The 22,454-nt window shown below is 37.9% G+C and carries 22 protein-coding genes and 1 riboswitch; of the genes, 5 read left to right on the top strand and 17 right to left on the bottom strand.

What is annotated here, in order from left to right; all coding sequences use genetic code 11:
* The 3 genes from ACE1TI_RS19665 to ACE1TI_RS19655 all read right to left on the bottom strand — a co-directional run.
* The coding region (locus tag ACE1TI_RS19665; protein ID WP_375009233.1) for a transposase at positions 1-293 on the bottom strand (293 nt) is incomplete at its 3' end.
* A gap of 177 nt (positions 294-470) precedes the next feature.
* Entirely contained in the window at positions 471-1,772 is a 1,302-nt protein-coding gene (odhB, locus tag ACE1TI_RS19660) for a 2-oxoglutarate dehydrogenase complex dihydrolipoyllysine-residue succinyltransferase (RefSeq protein WP_375009232.1), read from the bottom strand.
* Positions 1,773-1,785: 13 nt separating this feature from the next.
* The gene (locus tag ACE1TI_RS19655; RefSeq protein WP_375009231.1) at positions 1,786-4,626 is read right to left on the bottom strand and encodes a 2-oxoglutarate dehydrogenase E1 component; all 2,841 of its coding nucleotides are present in this window, start codon (positions 4,624-4,626) and stop codon (positions 1,786-1,788) included.
* A gap of 451 nt (positions 4,627-5,077) precedes the next feature.
* On the opposite strand from ACE1TI_RS19655, the gene ACE1TI_RS19650 reads away from it, so the two are divergent.
* On the top strand, positions 5,078-5,869 hold the full coding sequence (locus ACE1TI_RS19650; protein ID WP_375009230.1) for an HAD family hydrolase: 792 nt from the start codon (positions 5,078-5,080) through the stop codon (positions 5,867-5,869).
* Between the two features lie 332 nt (positions 5,870-6,201).
* Positions 6,202-7,539: a YjiH family protein gene (locus ACE1TI_RS19645; protein ID WP_375009229.1), complete on the top strand. Its 1,338-nt coding sequence runs from the start codon at positions 6,202-6,204 to the stop codon at positions 7,537-7,539.
* 82 nt (positions 7,540-7,621) lie between these two features.
* Here ACE1TI_RS19645 and ACE1TI_RS19640 read toward each other — a convergent pair whose 3' ends face one another.
* The 6 genes from ACE1TI_RS19640 to ACE1TI_RS19615 form a co-directional block, all read right to left on the bottom strand.
* Positions 7,622-7,933 carry a hypothetical protein gene (locus ACE1TI_RS19640; protein WP_375009228.1) on the bottom strand — a complete coding sequence of 104 codons (312 nt, stop codon included), beginning with the start codon at positions 7,931-7,933 and terminating at the stop codon, positions 7,622-7,624.
* Positions 7,934-8,104: 171 nt separating this feature from the next.
* Complete coding sequence (locus tag ACE1TI_RS19635; protein WP_375009227.1) at positions 8,105-8,797, bottom strand: hypothetical protein; 693 nt, start codon at positions 8,795-8,797, stop codon at positions 8,105-8,107.
* A 288-nt stretch (positions 8,798-9,085) separates the two neighbouring features.
* Complete coding sequence (locus ACE1TI_RS19630; protein ID WP_375009226.1) at positions 9,086-10,249, bottom strand: alpha/beta hydrolase; 1,164 nt, start codon at positions 10,247-10,249, stop codon at positions 9,086-9,088.
* Positions 10,250-10,671: 422 nt separating this feature from the next.
* Positions 10,672-11,418: an oxygen-insensitive NADPH nitroreductase gene (nfsA, locus tag ACE1TI_RS19625; protein ID WP_375009225.1), complete on the bottom strand. Its 747-nt coding sequence runs from the start codon at positions 11,416-11,418 to the stop codon at positions 10,672-10,674.
* A 122-nt stretch (positions 11,419-11,540) separates the two neighbouring features.
* Positions 11,541-11,936 (bottom strand): type II toxin-antitoxin system PemK/MazF family toxin, encoded by a 396-nt coding sequence (locus tag ACE1TI_RS19620; RefSeq protein ID WP_375009224.1) that lies wholly within the window; start codon positions 11,934-11,936, stop codon positions 11,541-11,543.
* 58 nt (positions 11,937-11,994) lie between these two features.
* Positions 11,995-12,261 (bottom strand): hypothetical protein, encoded by a 267-nt coding sequence (locus ACE1TI_RS19615; protein ID WP_375009223.1) that lies wholly within the window; start codon positions 12,259-12,261, stop codon positions 11,995-11,997.
* A gap of 232 nt (positions 12,262-12,493) precedes the next feature.
* Here ACE1TI_RS19615 and ACE1TI_RS19610 point away from each other — a divergent pair, with 232 nt between their 5' ends.
* The 3 genes from ACE1TI_RS19610 (at position 12,494) to yidD (ending at position 14,715) form a co-directional block, all read left to right on the top strand.
* A complete protein-coding gene (locus tag ACE1TI_RS19610; RefSeq protein WP_375009222.1) occupies positions 12,494-13,000 on the top strand; it encodes a hypothetical protein in 507 nt (168 codons plus the stop codon).
* 152 nt (positions 13,001-13,152) lie between these two features.
* Positions 13,153-13,336, top strand: a riboswitch (Lysine riboswitch).
* A 160-nt stretch (positions 13,337-13,496) separates the two neighbouring features.
* Complete coding sequence (gene dapA / locus ACE1TI_RS19605; RefSeq protein WP_375009221.1) at positions 13,497-14,384, top strand: 4-hydroxy-tetrahydrodipicolinate synthase; 888 nt, start codon at positions 13,497-13,499, stop codon at positions 14,382-14,384.
* Between the two features lie 103 nt (positions 14,385-14,487).
* Positions 14,488-14,715 (top strand): membrane protein insertion efficiency factor YidD, encoded by a 228-nt coding sequence (gene yidD, locus ACE1TI_RS19600; protein ID WP_375009220.1) that lies wholly within the window; start codon positions 14,488-14,490, stop codon positions 14,713-14,715.
* Here the strand turns inward: yidD and ACE1TI_RS19595 are convergent.
* The 8 genes from ACE1TI_RS19595 to ACE1TI_RS19560 form a co-directional block, all read right to left on the bottom strand.
* Complete coding sequence (locus ACE1TI_RS19595; protein ID WP_375009219.1) at positions 14,712-15,644, bottom strand: DMT family transporter; 933 nt, start codon at positions 15,642-15,644, stop codon at positions 14,712-14,714. The genes yidD and ACE1TI_RS19595 overlap by 4 nt on opposite strands.
* 21 nt (positions 15,645-15,665) lie before the next feature.
* Positions 15,666-16,352, bottom strand: coding sequence for a hypothetical protein (locus ACE1TI_RS19590; protein WP_375009218.1), 687 nt, complete (start codon positions 16,350-16,352; stop codon positions 15,666-15,668).
* Positions 16,312-16,734, bottom strand: a complete 423-nt coding sequence (locus tag ACE1TI_RS19585; RefSeq protein ID WP_375009217.1) for a hypothetical protein — start codon at positions 16,732-16,734, stop codon at positions 16,312-16,314. Before ACE1TI_RS19585 ends, ACE1TI_RS19590 begins: the two co-directional genes overlap by 41 nt.
* A 486-nt stretch (positions 16,735-17,220) precedes the next feature.
* Complete coding sequence (locus tag ACE1TI_RS19580) at positions 17,221-18,438, bottom strand: M24 family metallopeptidase (protein WP_375009235.1); 1,218 nt, start codon at positions 18,436-18,438, stop codon at positions 17,221-17,223.
* 85 nt (positions 18,439-18,523) lie between these two features.
* Positions 18,524-19,963 carry an aldehyde dehydrogenase family protein gene (locus ACE1TI_RS19575; RefSeq protein WP_375009216.1) on the bottom strand — a complete coding sequence of 480 codons (1,440 nt, stop codon included), beginning with the start codon at positions 19,961-19,963 and terminating at the stop codon, positions 18,524-18,526.
* Positions 19,964-19,993: 30 nt separating this feature from the next.
* Positions 19,994-21,034 carry a homoserine dehydrogenase gene (locus ACE1TI_RS19570; protein WP_375009215.1) on the bottom strand — a complete coding sequence of 347 codons (1,041 nt, stop codon included), beginning with the start codon at positions 21,032-21,034 and terminating at the stop codon, positions 19,994-19,996.
* A gap of 12 nt (positions 21,035-21,046) precedes the next feature.
* Entirely contained in the window at positions 21,047-22,255 is a 1,209-nt protein-coding gene (locus ACE1TI_RS19565; protein WP_375009214.1) for a M20 metallopeptidase family protein, read from the bottom strand.
* Between the two features lie 20 nt (positions 22,256-22,275).
* The coding region (locus tag ACE1TI_RS19560) for a PLP-dependent transferase (protein WP_375009234.1) at positions 22,276-22,454 on the bottom strand (179 nt) is incomplete at its 5' end.

Genomic DNA, 22,454 nt, shown 5'->3' with positions numbered 1-22,454 from the left:
CGGTAACTTGGTTCATACCCTTGAGCTAACCACATCATTCGGACACTATCTTTCAATAACCCTTCGATCTTTCTGCCAGAGAAAACAGATTGCGTATAAGCGCATAAAATTACCTTCATCATCATTCGCGAATGATAAGCCGGACAGCCTGTTTTACGCAAAAATCCAGTGAATGCTTCATCCGGAATACTCTCTACGACATCGTTGACGGCATAGGCTATATCATTTTCTTGAAGTTTTATTTCTAAATCTAACGGCAAAATGACTTGATTCATGGTATAATGTTTAAACATAAGGATACCTCCGATACTGTTTTGGTGTGTGTACTTTAACTTTATCAGAAGGTATCCTTTTTGCGTACTTCATTTTAGAATTTTATTAAAAAAAGAGTGGTACTCACCAACGTATTGGCGGGTACCACTCTTTTTAATTACTGGGTTTTGTCCCAGCCCCTTAAAATTAAATGGTGATTATCCTTCTAATAGAAGAGTTTCTGGATCTTCAAGAAGTTCTTTTATTTTAACCAAAAAGCTCACTGCTTCTTTTCCGTCAACAATACGATGATCATAAGACAAAGCGATATACATCATTGGGCGGTTTTCCATTTTCTCTTCATCAATTGCAATTGGGCGCCATTGAATCTTATGCATGCCTAAAATACCAACCTGCGGACCATTTAAAATTGGCGTGGATAATAAAGAGCCAAAAACGCCTCCATTCGTGATTGTAAAAGAGCCGCCTTGTAAATCTTTCAGAGTCAGTTTGTTATCTCTTGCTTTTTTCGAAAGATCTACAACTTCCTGCTCTAATTCAGCAAATGATTTTCTATCCGCATCTCTAACGACTGGAACCACGAGTCCATCATCTGTCGAAACTGCCATACCAATATCATAAAATTGCTTCTTGATAATCTCATTGCCTTGAATCTCTGCATTTAATAATGGGAAATGCTTCAATGCAGCGATTACTGCTTTTGTAAAGAATGACATAAAACCTAACCGGACATCATGAGCTTCCTGGAATGATTCTTTTCTTCTCTTTCTTACATTCATGACGGCTGTCATGTCTATTTCATTAAATGTTGTCAGCATCGCAGACGTCTGTTGAACATCTACCAGCCTGTTAGCAATAGTTTGACGGCGGCGAGACATTTTTATACGTTCGACAGGCTTACCTTCGAATTCATCTTTTTGGGAAGCTGCATTTTCTTTCTTAGGTTTTTCCCCGCTGCCAGCAGCTTTTGTTGAAGCAGCTTTATTTTGTTCATAGTCTTCCACATCTTCTTTTCTTACTCTTCCAAGAGGGTCCCTGGTTGGAATTTGGTTTAAGTCCAACCCTTTTTCTCTTGCAAGTTTTCTAGCAGCTGGAGAAGCAACCGGACGGTCTGCTGCAGAATCTTCCTCACTTTGTCCGCTTTCTTCCTTACTTTCAGCAGCATTAGAACTCTCTGCCTCTTTTTCTGGTGATTGATCTGCTTTATCTTCAGCAGTTTCTTTTTTACTTTCATCTCCACTTTTTTCACTTCCGCCTGCCTCGCCATTTTCATCGACTACAGCAATTACATCTCCAACCTCTACGGTGTCTCCAGGTTCTTTAAGAAGTTCCTGAAGTACACCAGATTTTTCAGATGCAATTTCCACATTCACTTTATCTGTTTCAAGTTCTGCAATATTTTCCCCTTTTTCTACTTGATCACCAGGTTGTTTCAACCACTCTGCGATTGTGCCTTCAGTAATAGATTCAGCGAGCTCCGGTACTTTAATTTCAGCCATGAATGAGTCCTCCTTATTCTTTTCCTGTAAGTGCTTCGTTGATAATACGACTTTGTTCTTTTTTGTGCAATTTCGGATCCCCTTCAGACGGACTAGAACGACGGCGTCTGCCTATATAACTAGTTGTTACATTTTTTGGAGCAATGTCACGCAGAAGCGGTTGAATATAATTCCACGGCCCCATATTTTCTGGTTCTTCCTGTACCCATTTAAATTCTTTTATGTTCTTGTATCCTTGAATAATTTCTTTAATTTCTTTTTCCGGGAACGGATATAACTCTTCAATTCTAATAATGTGAAGCCATTCGTTACTGTCATCTTCGAGCGCTTCATGCAGATCTACAGCCATTTTTCCTGAAGCAAAGACAATCCTCGTTACGTTATCTTTTTGTTTGCCTGTTTTAGGGTCTTCCAGTACTGGCTGGAAACGGCCTTCTGCAAATTCATTTGGTGCAGAAGCTACATTTTGATTTCTTAAAAGGCTTTTAGGCGTCATAAGCACTAATGGTCTCATTTCTTCTGTTCCTAAAGTCGCAGCTTGACGGCGAAGCAAATGAAAATACTGTGCCGAGCTTGTTACATTAGCAACATTCCAGTTATTTTCGGCTGCCAATGTCAAAAAGCGTTCAAGTCTTGCGCTGGAATGCTCTGGCCCCTGACCTTCATAACCATGCGGCAATAATAGAACCATTCCTGATTTTTGCCCCCATTTTGCACGGCCAGCTGAAATGAATTGATCAAAAATCACTTGTGCTGCGTTGGCAAAATCACCGAACTGCGCTTCCCACAATACTAAAGTTTCAGGAGCATGCACATTATATCCATATTCAAAGCCTACAATAGAGCCTTCAGAAAGCGGACTGTTATGGACGGCAAAAGATGCTTTTGCTTTAGATAACGTATGAAGCGGTGAATAAATATCTCCGTTCTTATGATCATGCAATACTATATGACGATGGGCAAACGTACCTCTTTGAGAATCCTGACCTGTTAAACGAACAGGTGTGCCATCTGAAATAATAGTAGCAAACGCTAACGTTTCAGCATGTGCCCAATCAACTTTCCCATCTTCCTCTAACGCTTTTTCCCTGCGCTCTAATATCTTTTTTAATTTCGGAAAAACACTAAACCCATCGGGCCATGTGATTAGTTCTTTATTAACCTGTCTTAAATCGTCAATATTATATCCGGTTTCTACCACTGGAAGTCTTGATTCCACTTCTTGTGGTATTTCAACTTTTTCTGGTTCCTCCGATTTATTGTCAGCTACTTTTTCATATTGAGATAACAATAATTTCTCTGCTTCTTCTTTTATGGAGTTAGTTTCTTCTTTAGAGGAAAAAACATTTTCAGCTACCAGAGTTTCAGCATACTTTTCTCGTACGGTCGGATGCTTTCGAATTATGTTATACAAATATGGCTGTGTTGCAGCTGGTTCGTCCATCTCATTATGACCGAATCTTCTATAGCCGATTAAGTCAATAACAAAATCTTTATTGAACCGATGCCGATATTGATAAGCCAAATGAATAGCAGCCATACAGGACTCCGGGTCATCTGCATTTACATGGACTATTGGAATTTCATAACCTTTTGCTGGATCACTTGCATAAGTGGTAGACCTTGAGTCATGCGTATCAGTGGTAAAACCTAGTTGGTTATTTGCAATAATGTGTAATGTACCGCCTGTTTGATACCCTTTTAACCTGCTCATATTCAAGGTTTCTGTTACAATGCCTTCTCCAGGAAAAGCAGCATCCCCATGGATAAGAAGTGCTACCGATTTAGTAGTGTCCTGCTGTGGAAAACCTGGCTGTGAACGATCGTCCTGGGCAGCTCTGGCATAACCTTCCACTACCGGGTTTACAAATTCCAAATGACTTGGATTATTTGCTAATGTAATTCGGGAATCAAAAGATTCCTGTTCCACCTTTTTATGAGCTCCTAAATGGTACTTCACATCTCCTGTCCAACCATAATTAATTCCTATGGACCCTTCGGAAGGGACTAAATCTTTGTTTGGAGCGTGTTGAAATTCGGAGAATATGAGATCATACGGTTTACCCAGCACATGCGCTAAAACACTTAAACGTCCACGATGGGCCATACCAATCATTACGTTTCTAGCTCCGTCCTGGATAGAATCTTGTACAAATTCGTCGAGCATAGGGACCAGAGAATCAACACCCTCTATAGAAAACCGCTTTTGTCCAACAAAAGTTTTATGCAGAAATTGTTCAAAGCTTTCTACTTCTGTTAGACTCTTGAGGATTTTTTTTCTTTTATCTTCAGATAAAGATTTGTATATGTCTCCTGATTCCACTTGCCGATTTAACCATTGATGTTCTTCTATATCATGTACATGATCAAATTCAAAAGCAATGGACTTTGTATACATTTCTTTTAAATGATTGATAGCTTCAAGCCCATTTGAAATATAAGCCGGTGCATCCGGGCATATTACATTAACTGGAATCTGTTTTAAGTCTTCTTCTGATAATCCATATTCATGAATTTTTAAAAAGGACGTTTCTCCACCTGGTTCTTGGAGAGGATTTACATCTGCTGACAAATGGCCATGAATACGAATGTTTTCAGCCAGCTTAACGGCAGCAGCAATTTTCGTAATAGTGTCTGCTCGTGGCTGAACTTCTGCAGTGCTGACAGCTTCTCCATTTGTATGAGTCGTTTTTTCTTCATGAGGTGCTCCATACTGGTCAAACCATTTTTTTGTTTCAGGTTCTAAGGATGCCGGGTCTTCTTTGTATTGTTCATAAAGGTCCATTAAATAACCAAGATTCGGACCATAAAATTCTTGCCATGGCTCGTCATGCTTGGCTGAATTTTTGTTCATCTGGTTCTACCTCCAACTGCTAAGTGATATTTGGTAAGGTTGAAAAATATGTAATGCATTTTCTCTTAAGAAAATACTCTATTACTTTCTATCATGCAATCTTTTCCAACCACTCCCCTCAATGATGTATACCTGTTTTGAGCATTCTTATATTACTTTTACTTAAAAATCTCCTCTGTACTTTTATTTTAACACGTTGTAAGCGCGTTCTCAAAAGCCAGGACAAAATAAACGACATTTTTTGACAAGCAATATAAATATGTAGAAACAAGTATAGAAATTATTTTAAAAAAAATAATGCAAATTAAAAAAAACATGTCAAAATTGTGAATCTATACTGTTATTGTACAACAAAAAATCGATATTAAAAGTGTTGTGAAAGAAATTCTTTAATGCTTTCATTATTTTAAAGGGTTATAATATCGTTGGGCTTAAGAAAGGAGACGTTGTAATGCTAAAAGCTTTAATATTTGACCTTGACGACACCCTGCTTTGGGATAAAAAAAGTGTAAAAGAATCTTTAAGAGCTGCATGTTTAGAAGCTGAAGATGAAACTGGTGTTGCTCATGCTGCATTAGAGCACACACTCCGAAAGGAAGCAGTTGAATTATACGCTTCATATGACACATATTCCTTCACGAAAAAAATTGGAATTAACCCTTTTGAAGGATTATGGGGCGAATTTTCCGACAAAACCAACATCGGATTTCGAAAAATGTACAAAGTAATGCCGGAGTATCAAAAAAAAGCATGGACGAATTCACTTTTTCAACACGGTATTGATAACCCAGAGCTCGGACAGAAGTTGGCAGAAAGATTCCGCTATCATCGAAAAAAGCTGCCCTTTCTTTATGAAGATACTTTAGAGGTTCTCTCAAAACTAAAAACAGATTACCAATTATTTCTTTTAACAAACGGAGCACCAACATTACAAGATGAAAAACTTAATATGACTCCTCAACTAATTCCTTTTTTTGATTACATATTAGTTTCAGGTGCCTTTGGTATCGGCAAACCTGATCCAGCTATTTTTAACCATGCGCTGAAGCTGCTTTCTGTTGAAACAAATGAAGCTGTTATGGTTGGTGACAACCTAAATACAGATATACTCGGGTCAAATCGAGCCGGCATCAAAAACATTTGGATTAACCGTGACAATGCCGCCCCTGATCCAGCCATTTCATTTGATTGGGAAGTAAGCAGTTTATCTGAAATTCCTTCTTTATTGTCATCTGTTCAGTAAATATGTAGTAACACAGTACGTGAAATTTTCAAAAACGAAAGAGGCTCCCTCTTTCGTTTTTGATTTTTCAGAATACTATTTAACCAAAAAGCATAAATATGTATGGGATTCTTTGTACCCAGAGTATTTCATGCTACAATTACCTTTATATAGAAGGAATACTGAAAATTAATATTATTATTTATCTCTTTATTAAACTCTGAAATAATGTTATTTTTATAAATGTATTTTTGAATTTATGCAATTTCAAGTGTGCTTTTTGCAAGAAATTATTAGGAATTTAACTGCATGAAAGTATAACAATGCATATTTACACAATAAGAGGTGAGAATATGAGCGATAGTACATTAAAAAAAGAGGGATCGGTTTTACGGTTTTTAATTCCCTCTCTAATAGGGGTCTTCTTGTTTATGATTCCTATATCTATAGACGGTGAAATACTCATTCCCGTTGCTATGCTGGCCAATTGGCTTCAAGAAGCTGCTGCTGATACTCTTCCAGCGATAGCTGCATTTTTTATGTTAATTGCCGTAGCAGGGTCAGTTATTGTTAAAATTACCGGGGCTTCCAATCCATTAATGAAATCTTTATTTGAAGTCTCCTGGGTTTGGCTTGGTATTCGAGCAATAGGCCTGCTCCTTTCTTTAATGGTTTTGTTCAATTTAGGACCTGAATGGATTGTCTCTCCAGACACTGGCGGTTTGTTATTATTTGATTTAATTCCCGTTTTAATTACTGTCTTTTTGTTTGCTGGATTTTTTCTTCCGTTTCTTTTAAATTTTGGTTTATTGGAATTTTGCGGGGCGATATTGACTCCTATTATGAGACCGCTTTTCACACTGCCTGGCCGCTCCTCTATTGATTGTGCAGCTTCTTGGATGGGTGACGGTACCATAGGTGTTCTTCTTACAAACCAACAATATGAACAAGGTTACTATTCAAAAAGAGAAGCTGCTGTTATCGGTACTACCTTCTCTATCGTTTCCATTACTTTTAGTATCGTTATCCTTTCAGAGATGGATTTAATGCAATATATCGTGCCTTATTACTTTACGATTGTAGCAGCTGGTTTTATAGCAGGATTGATAATGCCAAGAATTCCTCCTTTATCTCTCAAAAAAGATGATTATGTTAATGGGAATAACAAAAGAGATGAGAGATCAAGACCGCCTCACCTTAATCCATTCGAATGGGGGGTTAAACAGGCTTCGGAAAAAGCTGTGCAAAATGGAGCGTCCTCTATTGTAAAAGGCGGCATTAAAAATGTATTAGATATGTGGATTGGAGTTATTCCAGTTGTCATGGCTTTGGGGACCATAGCCGTCGTTGTTGCTGAGACAACTCCATTATTTGAGATAATTGGTACACCATTTGTGCCGTTATTGGAAGTTATGAAAGTGCCTGAAGCAGCAGAAGCTTCTCAAACGATGTTAATTGGATTTGCTGATATGTTTCTGCCTGCTATTTTAGGGTCTGGAATAGAAAGCGAACTGACGCGGTTTGTTATTGCTGCGTTATCCGTTACTCAGCTTATATATATGTCAGAAGTTGGCGGACTGCTGCTTGCTTCTAAGCTTCCTGTGAAATTTACAGACCTGGTGTTGATTTTTTTAGAACGCACTATTATCACATTACCCGTGATTATAGGGCTTGCACATCTTATCTTTTAAGAGCTCCATTTAGTGATCGTACTTCAAGGTGAATTCTAGCGCTAAAAAACTGGATGCTATTGGCATCCAGTTTTTTAGTTTATTAGGCCTCTGTCCTTTTTTTGCCATACCATTCATCCAGAACTTTTGCGTCCAAAACTTTATCTTCTATAAAACGCTGCTGCGCTTCGTTAAATTCCTCTTTCCAAGAAATATCTAGTTCGTTTGCAAGTTTTACAATAGTGAGGAGCTCCTGCCATGCCACATATCTTTTATACCAAAAGAATTGGGGCTGCTCATTCATATAAGGATAAAGATCGTCAAATTCAGTGTGCTTACAATCAATAGTACGTTCAAATTGAACCTTTGCTTCATGAAGCTTTTCTATAAAAAAAGCAGGAATTTCTTTAGCCATTTCTCTCCCTCCCCTAGATAAGAGTTATTATTTTTATTTTGCCACAAGAATTCCAAAACGAAAAGAGAAAAGCTGACTAGAGTTTCAATATTTTGTTATAACGAAAGTTGAATATTAAAAACGAAAGGACTGCCTAAGTCGATCATCGTCGACTTCTGTGGCAGCCCCTTTTTAACCAATGTCATGCATTCTTTTTTGAAGGCGGGTCAGTTTATATTCGTCTGCATACATTTTATCAAAGGATTTAACAAGCTTTTTCATCTTCTTTTTCGTAAATTCAGGCGAAAGCAGCCCTTTATTAATTAAATACTTATGAAGAAAATCAAGACGGCCGCTATCATATTTGCTGTGATCTTCAACCATTTTGAGATAATTATATATAGCATTTTGTAAAGAATTATTTTCGCTTACAAAATCTCCATAACGGTCAAAATACATACGATAATTATTCTCACTCAATTTATTTAAAAGAGCTGTTAGTATGCGCTCCTCGTTTCCTTTTAACTCAAAACCTTTATTCTCAAGCAATCTAATGAAAATAGATAGATCGGAATTATAAAAATCCAAAGCAAGTCTCATTTCGCTGGTAACGTGTAAAGATATAGAAAATCTGCCTTGCGAGCGGGCTATCAGTCTATTGTGAAGTGCTTTTACTACATCAGGATTTAACAAAAATGAAGGATGAATAGTATAGAGATATTTTTCAATTTCGTGATGCAGTAAATGATTTAACTCTTCTTCTTTTCTCATCTTTTCCAGCGATGCTGTTCGCTGCTGTTCTGCATACTCTTCAATTCGCTGCGCTGTTTCTTCTGCCCATACTGCTCTTTTTTGGTTGAATTTGTGTTTCATTGCCTTCAACATTTGAAAGCCTCCCTTCATCTCACTCTATTTCTAAGCCTGTCACAGCAGACGATTTATGTCTTTCTGTCGATTTCCAATGAAGAGTGTACCACATCATAACTAAAAATAAAATAGAGTATTTGAAAGTTTTTTTATCTATTTTGGACTTATATACGCTTATTCCTTACTGATCCCTTTTAAGACGTTCAAATCGATCATATTCCGGTTAAATCATCTAATAAACGATTCTTCACCCCTGATATCCATTAAAAAAGGACCTGCTTTTTAACAGATCCTTTTAAAAACGGGCTAATTTGTAACTGTCGTATACGTACTCTTTCCAACCAAAAAGGCAGCTATTGCAAATGCTTCTGCTTCCTCTTTTACTCGATTAAGGCCAGCGGGGGCTTTTTGTACAGTTAGTTTATACTCTTCTTCCCCTGTAATGGTTTCATCCGCTGCTTTTGTTAAGAAAAGAGCCGATTCATTTAATGCCATTTCACCACTTTTCATAATTTCAAAGAAAGAAACAAAACCATGCATAACACCATTGTATCGAACAGTTTTAACTGGAGTACCTGATTCATGCAGCTTTTCAGCATACAATTCCCCTTCGTCTCTTAATGGGTCATATTGAGCTGTGATGACCATAGCCGGAGGAAGCCCTTCTAAGTTTTCTGCTTCAAGCGGAGAAGTATATGGGTTATCCCACATACTCGACTCTGGAGTATACGCTTCTCTTGCTTTTAACATAACTTTCCTTGATAGTAAATAATAACCACTGTCATAAGTGCTTCTCGAATCAAATTCTACTTCTTTAAAAGTAGTTAATGGATAATATAAAAGCTGAGCAAACAAATCAGGTCCATTTTCGTCTCTTGCCTTTAATGCCGTTACGGCAGCAAGGTTTCCTCCTGCACTGTCCCCTGCTACTGCAATTTTTTCAGGATTTCCTCCAAATTGTTCTGCATTTTCATAAGCCCATTCTAAAGAACGGTAACTATCATTGACGGCCGCAGGAAAAATATGATCCGGGGCGACCCGATAACCAGGGGTTATTACTACAGCACCTGTCCTCGCTGCAAGAGATCGGACAACATTATCGTGTGTATCTATACTTCCATATCCTTCAAGGAAGGCTCCTCCATGAAAATACAAAATAACTGGAGCATCCTCTGCATCTGAGTATCTATATATTCGAACCGGAATGTTTTTTTGATTGCCTAACGGAATCAGCTCATCATCTTTTAAAATAGCAGCTTTACCTGGCCTTGCTGAGCTAGAAAGAAAACTCGGAGGCTCTAAATCAGGGTCAAGCGGAACTAAATTGTTATTAACAGCATGCAGAATTACTGCAGTTTTTGATGGGAGCTTTCCGTGTACAGTTCTAGACCAATCTTCTATAGACCATGCAATAATTAAACTTATTATTAAGCTTATTAAAATTGTTATTTTAATACTCTTTTTCCACATACCTATCCCCCTATTCTAGAGACAGCTATTATTCTATAATATATATTATAACAAATTATTTTAAAGTTTCTTTGATTTTGAACATATTTTTTCATATTTTCACATAATCTTATTAAAAAAAGAGGAAGGGTATTTTTTGTTCAGCTGATCCAGCCTTAAAATAGTAAGGAACTGTCCTATAATATAGTTCTCGGCAAACGCAACTGGAATATACTTGCTTTCACCCTCAGGGCACAAGTTCGGCATCTACTCTTGTTCTCGCAGTGTCTTCTTTGCCGCGGGCGGCGGCTCAGCCTCCTCGTGAGTAAAGACCGCTCACTGCGTGGTCTTCACACTGCCGCTTTTCCCGCGGGTGTCGCATGTTCCAGGTTGCTAGATGACAAACTAACTTCTTGAGACAGCCCCTTGATATAATCAGGAAATTAATTTAAAAAACCGCGGTCTTTTACAAATTCATTTAAGTAAAGCCTTTTGGAACGTTCGAGAGTATTTGAAACTTGTTTTGTCCACGTCATTTCTTTTTTTCCATTCGTCCTATTAAGGTAATAATCGGCAATAAGCTGATCATATCTTTGCAATTCTTCTTTTATGTTACCTTTATCATTTTTATAATAATTTTCATGAAAAATTAATTCTTTTGGAAGCCGGGGTTTTTGTTCTTCTATTTGCTTTGGATAACCGACTGCCATTCCAAACAAGGGCAGAACTCTTTCTGGTGTTTGAAGTAATTCGCATACTTGCTTTAAGTTATTCCTTATTCCTCCTATATAACAAATTCCAAGCCCCATAGACTCAGCAGCAATCGCAGCGTTTTGTGCAGCTAAAGCTGCATCTATTAAAGATATCATATAAGCCTCAGTGCTTTCTGTCGTTTGCAGAATATTTGTATTATGTTGTTCTGCTGCTTGCTCAAGACGGTATAAATCTGCACAAAATACAAAAAAATATCCATTTTCAACGACATAAGACTGACTACCTGCCAGCACAGCTAAGTTTTTTTTCTTTTCTTGGTCCGTTATTCCGATGATGGAATAGGCCTGTAAAAAACTTGAGGTAGAAGCTGCTTGAGCTGCTTCTACAATTATTTCTACATCAGCTTGCGGTACTGCCTCCTCAGTAAAAGCTCTTACGGAACGATGGTTTAATATCGTCTCAATAGTAGTATTCATCTAATCCGCCTTTCTTCTTTTTCTTACTTTTTTTTATACTCACCATTAGGTTAAAAAGCATGTCCTCTTTTAAACTAGAGAACATGCTCTTTGTTATGTACGGGTTATTCTTGAAGCAATTTTCACACTTCTTTCAAACCGAGACTGATTTCAAGCGCTTCTTTTACCCTCTCCATTGTATCTTCATCTAAGTGGGTAATTTTGTCTGTTAAACGCTGTTTATCAATGGTTCTTATTTGTTCCAACAGTATAACACTATCCCGGTCAAAACGATGTTTCGCCGCATCAATTTCCACGTGGGTGGGAAGTTTTGCTTTTTTTATCTGGGCTGTAATGGCAGCAACAACGACGGTGGGGCTGAACCTGTTGCCAATATCATTCTGAATAATAAGCACGGGTCTTACACCGCCTTGTTCAGAACCAACTACCGGTGAAAGATCAGCAAAAAAAACGTCTCCACGCTTTACAACTTTTTTGGATTGGTGATGATTGTGATTCGTATCACTCAACTCATCCATTCACCTCCTTCACCGGTTCCGTTAACAGGATATGCCGAATAGGAACTAATTATTCATCCTATTCTTTAGAAATAATGAGCCGTTCTCCTGTAAGCAAGGCTTCTTCTTCTGCTTTTTCAAAATCCTTGCAGAGCTCCATATTAATTTGAGCCATTTCTAAATAGCCCTGTTTCATTTGATTTTCTAAGTCCGTAGCTTTTCTTTGTTTAATCTGTTCTTGTAACACATTACGAAAGAAAGAATTTTTTTCTTCCTCCGTAAGGTGCTCAATTTCAGAATATAATTCTTCTGGCAGTTCTAATGCAATTTGCTGAAATTGAGACATACCTGGACGGCCCCCCATGCATGGTTTATTCCCACCACTCATTATAAAGGATTTTCTCTCTCAAATAAAACGTAAATTAAAATAATTTTTTATAACGGCTTTCATTCTATTAAAAAAATGCTTATTTAAAAGGAATAATTTAATCATTAGGAATAATCTCTTCTTTTTCTGTCTCATACTACATAATGCCACTTTATTCGATTTTTATTACATTAAAAAAGGAGGTCCCCTTTTGAAAAAGATAATGTTGTATCTTTTTTATTGTTTGATCGTTTCTGCATGTAATAATGCTCCCAATGATGAACAGACGGAAAATTCAGAGTTAAAAACAGAGCCTAGCTCTTATGAATTAAAAAAAGACTTACAAGATGATGAGGATCTTAAAAGGGCAGCAAATGAATATGAAGAATATCTCACCTATTTTCACCGATCCGTCCGCCAGGTTGCCGATGAAGTGCAAAGAAAGGACATTAATGAGTACTGGGTTCAAAAACAATTAACTCAAATGCTAGAAGAAACAGATGATTTATCTTCTAATGTACCGGATGCTTTTCAACCTCTAAAGGAGGTGCAGCAGAGCACGTTATATGAATTAAAAATGGCAAAAACTAATGCCTCTTCTTGTTTCAAAAATAACAGCAACTGCCAGGAGATGCAAAATCACATCAACAATTTATACTACGTCGATAAGATAATGGATGAAACCTATAAAGATATAGTTTTTGATAACGGGTTATAAAAATATGTTTAATATTTCACCGTTCACGGGAACACAAATATTAATAGATAATTAAACAAATTTTTTATGAATCAATTGCATTTCTATTTATTGTCTGGTAAAGTTTGCAGTAACAAAAATTTTTATATTTCATTTCCTACTTCTTTATAAGAAGTGAGGTTAGAGGCGCAATGACCATTAGTAAGCAATAGGAGGAACATGAGGTCCTGTGAATGTTGCTGAAAGGGGGATTTGCCGAAGCAGACAACTTCTCATGAGTTGGATGCTGGTTTCGTATTGAATAAATACGGAACTGTCATATAGCATGCTTATGCTATATGGAGGGCTATCTCACGCATAAACGGTTCTGTTTATAGCTGGAACGTTCATGCAACAATGAGGCCCGTCTCATTGTTGTTTTTTTGTCACTATGAATGTTTCCGGTGAGAACCGGCCCTCCTCTGTAAATTGTCTTGTCAAAATGAGACTTAAATCTCTAAACAGAGGGTGATCGAAAATGAATTTTGGAAGAATCAGCACAGCTATGGTAACACCATTTGATAATCAAGAAGAAGTAGACTACAGTGCAGTGACAAAGTTAGTTAATCATCTTATTTCTAACGGATCAGACAGTTTAGTAATTGCTGGAACTACAGGTGAATCTCCTACATTATCTAAAGAAGAAAAATTAACTCTTTTTGAGCATGTAGTAAAAGTTGTAAACGGACGTGTTCCAGTTATTGCAGGTACTGGCTGCAACAATACAAAAGCTTCTATTGAATTAACAAAAAAAGCGGAAAAAACCGGTATAGACGCAGTTATGCTAGTCACTCCTTACTACAGCAAGCCTTCCCAAGAAGGGATGTACTTACATTTTAAAAAAGTGGCCGAGTCTACTCAGCTTCCGGTTATGCTTTACAACATCCCTGGACGCAGTGCAGCAGGATTAACTCCGGAGACCATCATTCGTTTGGCAGAGATAGAAAACATCACAGCAGTAAAAGAGGCCAGCGGTGATTTAGATGCTATGGCTTATATCATTGAAAATACTTCTGAAAATTTCCTTTTATACAGTGGAGACGACAGCCTTACACTTCCTGTAATGTCTATTGGAGGAACTGGGATCGTTTCTGTATCATCACATGTGATTGGAAATGAAATGCAGGATATGGTACAAAGCTTTTTAAATGGGCATCCACAATATGCTGCCAAACGCCATAGAGAACTGCTTCCAACTATGAAATCAATGTTTGCAGCTCCAAGCCCTGCACCAGTTAAAGCAGCATTGGAAATTCAAGGTATCATTTCAGGTGATGTTAGACTTCCTATGGTGCGTTTGAATGAAGAAGAAATGAACATGCTTCGTTCTACCCTGCGGCCAAAAACCACCTTTTTCGTAAGCTAATAATAAATGGACTGTTTCTCCTCTTTTAAAGCGGAAGCAAACAGTCCATTTCTTTTTAATCACAGCTTTGATACTTTTTGATTAATAAAAGGGGTGACGTCTTTTGAAAAAAATTTTACTTTTCATTATAACCTTCTATAGGAAATTCATTTCTCCTCTTACTCCACCAACCTGTCGTTTTTATCCGACTTGTTCGGAATATGGATTGGAGGCTGTAAAACGGTTTGGTGCATTAAAAGGCGGCTGCTTAACTTTAGTAAGGATCTGCAAATGCCATCCCTTTCATCCGGGCGGATTTGATCCGATACCAGAAAAAAAACAAAAACGTTAATTCTCCTTTACTTTCCGGCGGCTGTAATCCCATTTTTGTTCAACATAACCAGTGCCTAGCAGCACCCCTCCTACTATAAAAATAAAACCAGTAAGCTGAGCTGGATAAACAGTTTCTTTTAAAAGAAATGCAGAGCTTATCAAACCAAAAAAAGGAACCAAATTATTAAACACTGCTGTCTCCCCAGCCCCAATTTTTTGAATGGAACTGTTGAAAAGCTGATGGCCCAACGCAGTAGCTAAAACAGCAGAACCGAAAAAAATCAGCCACACAAATAAAGGCGCTGTAAACAATTGGATAATACCGCCTGGTTCCACAAACAAACTGATAAAAAAAAGACCGATGGACCCAATAAAAAACATAAATCCTGTCATGACTCGCGGATGAAGTGTAGTTGTGGCTTTTTTTATGTAAATAAAACTTACTGCTTGAGAAAACATACCTAGAAATACAAGGATATCTCCAGACGATAAACCACTGACTTGGCTGCCTGAGCCGGCAATAGTCAACATGCTTACCCCAATAAAACCTAATATTACCCCTAAGAAGCGAATCTTTGTCACCGGATCTCCAAGTAATAACATAGCCAGAATCGACGTTGTTAACGGTACTAGCGCTAAAATTAAAGATGTATTTACTGCGGAGGTCGTCATAAGTCCCCATGCTAAAAAAAGATGATGGCCAATGACTCCAAATAAAGAGGCAACAGCAATATGTTTAAATTCTTTTCTAGAAAGTTTCTGCCACTCCTTAAGATAGGACATAATAATAAAAATGACAATACCAGCAGTCATAATGCGAAGTGCCTGCATACTTGCTGGAGACATGTATTCCACTAAAACTTTTAAAGCTACAACATTGATCCCCCATAAAACCATGACACCAATAACAAGCAAGTAATTTATCCATATATTGCTTTGTTGATTCATAATGCTTCCTCTCTCTATATTTTATTTTGTTTGTATCCATTCAAAAACACTTAAGAGAATTGTAAATATCATTAATATGACAAGTACAAACGATATGTTTTTCTTTACTACGATCCATGGACGCTCATTCATTAAGTGTGATGCCATAAGAATCGATTCTGAAAATGGCGATATCTGCGTTGATAAAGTCCAAGCACACAGTATTAATAAACCCATAAAAGCTGGCGATACTCCAAATTGTTCTGGAGTTAATGAGTTCCCAAGGCCTAAAATAATAATGACAGGATGAACCCCAGCCAATGCAAGTAACATAACGCTTAAAATGAGTATTACGATAAATAGGGGTATTAATCCTTGTGACATCCATAGTATGGCTTCAGCCAGAATGTTTCCGGCACTGCTCCTTGCCAGAGCTTGGCCAAAAAATCCTGCAGTTATAAAAATGCCAATCTCATTATTTAGACGATCAAACGAATCCGACACGTGCTGATAAGCTGCTTGTAAATACTGTCGAAACAATCCAATACAAATAGACCATACCACTGGATAAATAAGTGCAAGTAGAGAAACTATTATTAACATATTTGCTGGTAATGCCATTTCCATAGTAAAAGAGACCAATAATAATAATAAATAAAATGATAACCCCTTTAACGGAAAAGACTGGTTACCAAAATGATTTAATGAAGCTGATTCGTTTTTGTACATATTCTTCTTTTGAAAAACGAATAGAAGGAAAAAATGCAGCCACTATGAGGCCATATCCTCCTATTTGCTGCCAGGTTAGGTTGTACAATACAAGGACAAGACCTACATTAACAAAAAAAGGCGACCACAGCATGCAAAAGCCGAATCCTCTTAAAAGAGTGAGGCCGAATTTCTTATTTTCAAAGCAGGAAAAACTTTCGGAACCTATTTTATATACAAGCGGCATAGAGCCTAAATTAAGTAATGATCCTAAAAAAGCAGTCATTACGTAACTGAGGCGGTAAGGAAGGGCTTGTCTTTTTTCTTCTGTTTTTCTTAAGACTGTTTTTAAATCCTGAAGATATCCGGCTTCAGACATCAGAATACCGAATAATGGAATCAATAAAAATAATCCAAGAAGATTAAGATTCTCTCCAAAACTATACAGCATTTCCTTTAAGGAAATTCGATAAAATAAAAAAGTACACTTCCTACAGTTAAAAGAAGTAATACTACAAAACGATTGGATCCTTTCATATTTTGCAACGCGAACAGCAATAACAAGAAAGCCATAGAAACTGTATGAAAAAGTGAGGAATTCCGAAGGGGAAAATACATTCACTAAAATAAATAACTACTGCTAAAAACGAGGTCGTACCAAGGCAGATTTGTCTCACGAATATCCTCTCCACCTCCTTAAGTTCCAACCTCTTTGATCTTGTATCACATGCTAACATGGAAAAGTCCTTCTGAACAGTATTTTGCTTTTAAAAAACCACTTAACATTGTTCACCTTATTTTAAGTGCAGGTGCGCCTCTATCGTTGCCTGTTCTTTATAAAGAGGTTAAAAAATCTGCAGCGGATATTTTCCACTACAGAAAACGGTAATTAAGATCCTGTTTGTTCTTTATGAGCCCGGGTCATGGTAGAAATATTAGATGGTTTTTTTATATAAAGTTCTCTTGGAACATTAGCAAAAGTCTCACAGCCATTTTCGGTAATTCTAATAGACTCCGTGATCTCTACACCATAATTATCAAGCCATATTCCAGGCATTAAATGAAAAGTCATATTTGGCTGTAATATCGTACGATCTCCCTTTCGAAAACTTACTGTATGCTCTCCCCAATCAGGAGGGAAGCTTAAACCAATAGAATAGCCTAATCTAGACTCTTTAAAATAGCCTCGTTTTGCAATTGTTTTGCTCCATATGCTTTCTACTTCTTCTGCCGTCAAACCTGGTTTTATTGCATCCATTGTCGTTTCAATACCCTCTACCACTACCTCTGCGAGATCTTTTACTTTGTCTGGAGCTTCTCCTATAGCCATTGTTCTTGCCATAGGTGTGTGATATCTGCGATAGCAGCCAGCAATTTCAATAGTTAAATAATCTCCATGTTTATACCTTCGATCGGTCCAGGTTAAGTGTGGACTTGCTGTGTTTTCACTTGTAGGGATCATCGGAACAATTGAAGTATAATCTCCCCCAAACTCTGCAGTTCCACTAATTTGTGCTTGATAAATGGCTGCTGCAACATCGTTTTCACGCATTCCAACATCCGCGGTATAATAAGCAGCATGCATCGAATTTTCTAAAATTTTCGCTGCTTTTTTCATGCATTCAATTTCATTATCTGATTTAATTAAACGGACCCAGTTTACCAAAGTGCTGAAATTCCTGAATTCAGCGTTTGGAAGCCCTTGTGTGATTCGTTCATAACACATACCTGTAAAATAAAAAGCATCCATTTCCAGCCCGATTTTACGATTGCCCTGGCCTATTTCATTTAATATATTTGCAACAAAATCCATTGGATGCCTTATGGTAGATTGAACAAATTCATCTGGATAAGGGATGATATGATTTTCATCTAACCAAGTTGTTACTTTTGCACTGTGAGCATCCATTTCTCTACCTATCCAAATGGGCTGCTCCTCATCAATCATAACGACTAAGATTTGATGCACATAAAAAGACCAAGCATTGTAACCTGTTAGATAAAACATATTTGAAGGATTAGAAATAAGGAGAACTTCCACTCCATATTCCATCATTTTCTGTTTCGTATGGTTCATTCTTGTAAGGTATTCTTCTTTAGAGAACAAGCCTGCCACCCCTTTCTGTCCTTTCTGTCTCTAGAGAAAAGGATGTGCTATTCAATAAAGAATAGCACTCCGGACTACTATAAAATTATTCTGTCATTTTAAAACAAACAATTCGTTCTTCTGACATTTCTCTAATTGCAAATTCAACGCCTTCTCTTCCAAGTCCAGACCCTTTAACTCCGCCAAAAGGCATAGCATCTATACGGAAGTCACTGCTGTCATTTATCATTACCCCTCCCGTATGGAGCTTTTTGGCAGCCTTTAAAGCAGCATTAATATCAGCAGTGAAAATGCCAGCTTGCAGCCCGTAATTTACATTATTTGATCGTTCGATGGCTTCATCTAAATCCTTCACTTTAAATAACAAAACAACCGGACCAAAAACCTCTTCTTTTACAATTTTTGCATTCTCAGGTACACTTTCCAAAACGGTAGGCTCATAATGCGCTCTATCTCTGTTACCGCCGCTTAGAAGTATACCGCCTTGATCAACGGCTTCATTAACCCAATCTTCAACACGAATTGCCTCTTTTTCATTAATCATCGGTCCCATATCTGTTGAATCAGATAATTTATTTCCGGTTTTGACTTCTTTTACTTTTTCGAGAAATGATTCCTTAAACGTGTCGTATACTTCTTCTTCCACGTATATCCTTTGCACACTGAGACAATTCTGGCCAGCGGCAGCAAAAGCTCCTGATACTGTTGACTCAGCAGCAAGCTCCAAATCTGCGTCTTTTCTTACAATTGCCGGAGAATTAGAACCCAATTCCATCGATAATTTTTTCAATCCTGCTTTTTTGGAGATTTTTTCTCCTGTTTCTAAGCCCCCTGTGAAACTAATCATTTGTATATCTTTACTTTCAATCAAGGTGTCTCCAATATCGCGGCCCCGTCCTGTAATAACAGTTAATATTTTTTTAGGAAGACCTGAATTCATCAATGCTTCAGCTAATTTCAAGGCGCTTAAAGGTGTTTCAGTTGCAGGTTTTATAATAATTGCATTGCCAGCTGCAATCGCAGGGCCAAGTTTATGAGCAACTAAGTTTAAGGGATCATTAAATGGTGTTATGGCTGCGATAACTCCAACTGGAAAGCGAAAATAGTAACCCATTCTATCTTCATTGCCCGGCATTTGATCAAAATTTATCGATTCCCCTTTTAACCTTCTTGCTTCTTCAGCACTGAGGCGGAGAGTTTCTGCTGCCCGGGCTGCTTCACTTCTAGCTTCATTAATTGTTTTGCTTCCTTCTAAGGCTATGGTAGTCGCAAAGCTTTCTAAGTTCCTTTCAATATACGACGCAGCTTTGTTTAAAATGTTCATTCGTTCTCGTACAGACAGATCCGCTGCAGCTTCAGCTCCCTTTTTAGAAAGCTTTATAGCTCTTTTAACATCCTCTGCTTTTGCGGCAGGCACAGAATCGATCAATTCATTATTCTCCGGGTTAAACACCTCTATTTTGTCTTCCCTTTCTTCCCACTCACCAGCAATAAGCATTTTCTTACCCGCTAGTTTTGTTGTCATCTTTACCCGCCACCTTTCTGTCCCTGTTATTTATAAATTCTCCCGCTCTAAATTTATTAAATCTATCAGAAGAGCAAAACCAGTTTCAGGTATGCCTGCTCCTGCTCCTATTAAAGTGACAGGGCCTGACAGGTCACAATCATATGTGACAGCATTCAACGATCCTGAAATCCCAGCAAGCGGATCATCCACTGGTATTTTTTCAGGCCCCACTGACGCTTGAACCCGGCCATTTGCCTTTGTTATTTTCCCAATTAATTTCCACTTTTCCCCTTCCTCAACAGCTTGTTTCATATCTTCAGGTGTTAAGTTGGAAATTCCCTGACAAGCAACATCATCTTTGTTTAATGGTTCATTCATCACCACATTAGCTAATATGACGACTTTATATAATACATCATAACCCTCAATATCACTTGTTGGATCTGCCTCTGCAAAACCTTTCGATTGCGCTTCTTTTAGTGCATTTTCAAATAACATCCCGTCTTCCATTTTGGTAAGCATATAATTAGTCGTACCATTAAATATCCCGCGTATTTCTTTTATATCGTTTCCCGCTAAAGAAACCAAAGGCATCCGGAGGGCAGGTGTTCCGCTCATTACTGTACCTTCAAATAAAAATCGAACGTTATTTTCATCGGCAAGCTTTTTCAATTCTTGATAAGCAAGTGCTACTGGTCCTTTATTCGTTAATACGGCATTCTTTCCAGACTCAAAAGCTTTTTTGCAGTGATCAATAGCCGGTTGACCTGTATGAACATCGGTAAAGGTAATTTCTATCATCGTATCTGCATTTGATTTTTCAATAGTTGTCATGCTGTCCCATCCGCGAATTAATCCTGTTGTTTCAGGGTAGTATTCTAAACTGCCATACTCTTTTAACGACTCTAGAACTTCTTCAATATTTAATCCTTCAGGATGATGCAGGGAGCCTTTATATAAATCAGCTATAGAAACAATTTTAAAATCTGTGCCAAATTGTTCTTTTAGCCAGGGGCCTTTGCTTTTTATAATGTCTGCTAACCCCTGTCCAACACCACCAAAACCAATGAAAGCAAGTTTGTGTGCCACTATGTCCCCTCCTCACTCATGTGTCTCGTTTAAATAATAAATAGCAGAACCGGCTAAGAGGGAAACCCCAACCGGTAAAATTTCTTCTTGGATATCAAAGCAAGGCATATGGAGCCCCCGGTTCTCTTTTTTGGAAAAACCTGCCCCGAGAAAAAGCATAGCGGAAGGTACTTTTTCAGCAATATACCCGAAATCTTCTCCTCCTAAGCCATATGGTTCATTTAAAATATGAAATGTTGGAAAGGTTTCTTGAATAACAGATTTATAAATTTCTACCGCTTTCTGATCATTACTTAAGGCAGGTTCTCCATGTTCGATATCAAGTTCTAAACTTCCTCCCATGGATTCGACTAAAGAAAAAGCTTGATGTAATTCTTTATCTAAGTGCTTTCTAGTGTTCTTGTCATAGCTTCTCATCGTTCCTTGTAATGTTACTTTTTCTGGAATAACGTTAGTAGAAGATCCCGTTTTTATTTCTCCCACACTGATGACTGCTGGTGAAAGAGGAGATGTTCTTCTAGCGGCAACTCCTTGTATGGCTTGCAGAACAAAAGAAAGCATCCAGACTGGATCCGTTCCTAAATGTGGATACGCCCCATGTCCTCCCGTTCCGTATATAATACCTTTAAAAGTGTCCACGTTTGCCATACTCGGTCCCTGATGAAGTTTAATGGAACCAGGCTCATTTTCTGGATCCATGTGGAGCGCAAAAGCCATGGAGACGTCGTCAAGTAACCCTTTTTGAATAAAATAGGGCGCACCTGTACGTCCTGTGTCATCTGAACCCTCTTCTGCCGGCTGAAATAAAAATTTTATAGTACCAGAAAAAGGACTATCTGTATCGGCAAGTACATGAGCTGCACCTAGAAGTATAGCTGTGTGTGCATCATGACCGCATGCATGCATAACTCCAAAGTTTTGAGATTTATAAATTGATTCATTTTCTTCTTGAATGGGAAGAGCGTCCATATCAGCTCTTAATGCAACAACTGGGCCTTCCCCTTTTTTTAAAATTCCTGCCACACCAGTTTCTATACCAGTTTCTTCCTTGCCTGCCAGCACTTTTATTCCATCTATTTTACGAAGCTCTGATTCCACAAAGGAAGCTGTGTTTTTTTCTTCAAAACTAAGCTCCGGATGCTGATGAAGATAACGTCGCCATGCTACAAGAGAAGAATATATATTTTGAGCTTTTTTATACAGCATTTGTCCGGAGTTCATCTTAAATCCCTCCTGGTTCTTTATCCTTTAACAGCCATAGTTGTTGGAATTTTTGCCATTGCTTGTTCAAGGTCTTTAATTAAATCTTGTGTATCTTCTATTCCCACAGAATAGCGGACTAAACTTTCCGGAATACCAAGTGAAGCTCTTTCTTCAGGAGTATTTTCTACATGACTGGTCGTACGCGCCGGCCCCACTG

Origin of the sequence: Alteribacillus sp. JSM 102045 (assembly GCF_041949975.1) — a bacterium.
Classification (GTDB): domain Bacteria; phylum Bacillota; class Bacilli; order Bacillales; family Marinococcaceae; genus Alteribacillus.
The sequence above is the reverse complement of the archived record's forward strand: the minus strand, read 5'-3'. Positions and strand labels throughout refer to the sequence as shown.